This window comes from Aestuariivita sp. (assembly GCF_049276915.1).
In the GTDB taxonomy this organism is placed as follows: domain Bacteria; phylum Pseudomonadota; class Alphaproteobacteria; order Rhodobacterales; family Rhodobacteraceae; genus Aestuariivita.
On sequence record NZ_JBASXK010000034.1, the window covers coordinates 1 to 2,028 of the forward strand.

2 protein-coding genes are annotated in these 2,028 nt (G+C 59.6%); both read right to left on the minus strand.

Annotated features, from left to right (window positions below):
* Positions 1-147: 147 nt before the first annotated feature.
* Complete coding sequence (locus WAO69_RS03350; RefSeq protein WP_422176632.1) at positions 148-1,092, minus strand: ABC transporter permease; 945 nt, start codon at positions 1,090-1,092, stop codon at positions 148-150.
* Positions 1,093-1,159: 67 nt separating this feature from the next.
* The coding region (locus tag WAO69_RS03355) for an ABC transporter substrate-binding protein (protein ID WP_422176633.1) at positions 1,160-2,028 on the minus strand (869 nt) is incomplete at its 5' end.

Genomic DNA, 2,028 nt, shown 5'->3' on the forward strand with positions numbered 1-2,028 from the left:
CCCATACGGCGAGCACTGCCGACAGCACGATGATCGCGAGAACCACGGTCGCCAGCGTCACCAACCAGCTGGAAAAGATGATTTCCCGCGCGCGGCCTATTGGGGTGATGCGCACTGGGATGAGGGCGGCGGCGGATGTCTGATCAGTCATGCGTAGCGGATCCGTGGGTCAAGCAGGACATAGGCGATGTCGATGAGCAGATTGATCACGACATAGATGAGAGAGGCGAGCAAGATCACGGCCTGGATCACCGGATAGTCCCGGCTCAGCACCGCATCGACGGTCAACCGGCCCAGGCCCGGCAGGTTGAACACGCTTTCCGTCACAACCACACCCGAGATGATGAGCGCAAAGCCGATCCCGATCACGGTGATGATCGGCACTGAGCAATTGCGCAGTGCATGACGCATCAGCACCTTATGCTCCGGCAGCCCCTTGGCGCGGGCGGTGCGCACGTAATCGTCGCCCAGGATTTCCAGCATCGAGGTGCGGGTGATGCGTGCGATCAATGCGATATAGAGAAGTGTCAGCGTAACCGTTGGCAATGCGATGCGGTGAAAGAACGGCCCGACACCTTCGCCGATGGGGCGAAAGCCCTGCACCGGAAACCATCCCAGTGACATCGAAAACGCCGAGATCATCAGGTAGCCGATCACGAACACAGGGACCGAAAAGCCCAGCACCGACAGCAGCATCACAAACCGGTCGATCAACGTACCTTGTTTCCAGGCCGCGATTACGCCCAGCGGAACAGCAATGACAACGGACAGGATGATCGTCGTCAGCGCCAGCGAAATCGTTGGCTCCATCCGATCGGTGATCAGGTCGATCACCGGTTGACCAGACAGGATCGAGGTGCCGAAATCGCCTTGCAGCAGTTGGCCGATCCAGCTGAAGAATTGCACGAACAGCGGATCGTTGAGCCCCAGCGAATCGCGAATGGCCTCCAGCTGTTGCGGCGTGGCAGTGTCGCCCGCGATGATCGCTGCCGGATCACCTGGCGTCAGGCGCAGCAGCAGGAATACGAAAAGGGCAACAAACCCCATCACCGGGATCGCAGCAAGAATACGCTGCACGATATAGAGGACCATCGGGACGCCCTTTCAAAACGGTGGGAAAATCCGGCCCCGCGCACCAGCGCGGAGCCGGTGGTTCGCATTACTTCTTGGAGATGTTCCAGAACAGTGGTGCGGGCGCATCAAGTACGCCTTCGAGGTTGTTGGACCACGCCGACGGGACAAAGTACTGACCGATGGGCGCATAGACCGCTTCTTCATAAGCGATCTGCTGGATTTCAGCTGCCAACGCCTGTTGCTCTTCCAGCGTGGGTGCCGTGGCATAGGCCATGCGCAGTTCTTCGAGCTTGGGCACATCCGGCCAGCCGAACCAGCCCCCATCGGGGCCCTTGCCGTTAACCATGTTGTTGACCAGCGGGTTGAACACATCCGCGCCCACCCAGTTGGTCATGAACATGTGCCAGCCACCGTCTGCGATCGACGCTTGGCTTGCGCGCTTGCCCACGAGCGTCTGCCAGTCCATCGCTTGCAGATCGACAACGAAGCCAGCGTCGCGCATCGCTTGTGCGACCACCACTGGCTGCGTGCGCAGCGTGCCCACATCAGTCGGGTGCATGATCACGATGGGCGTCCCATCGTATCCCGCTTCCGCTAGCAATGCCTTGGCCTTCTCCATGCCGTTGCCTGCCGTCAGCGTCTCTGAACCTACGTCAGAGGCCAGAGGCGTGCCACAGACGAACATTGCACCGCACAGATTATACAGATCGGGATTGCCCACCAGCGCATCCAGCACGTCCTTTTGATACACCGAAGCGATAGCCGCCTGACGAATCTTCACATTATCCATCGGCGCGTTCAGTGTATTGGGCCGCATGATCGTCTGAAATCCCAGCGCGTTCTGGTTTCTGACCGTCAGATCAGGGTTGGCTCCGAGGATCGGCAGAAGATCGGACGGGGGGCTTTCCCAGTAGTCGATCTCACCCGCCTGTAGCGCGTTGAACGCTGTCTGGT

What these genes read in the sequence shown, in the direction of transcription:
- WAO69_RS03350 (WP_422176632.1), bottom strand. Translation starts at nt 1,092, where the DNA reads ATGGTCCTCTATATCGTGCAGCGTATTCTTGCTGCGATCCCGGTGATG.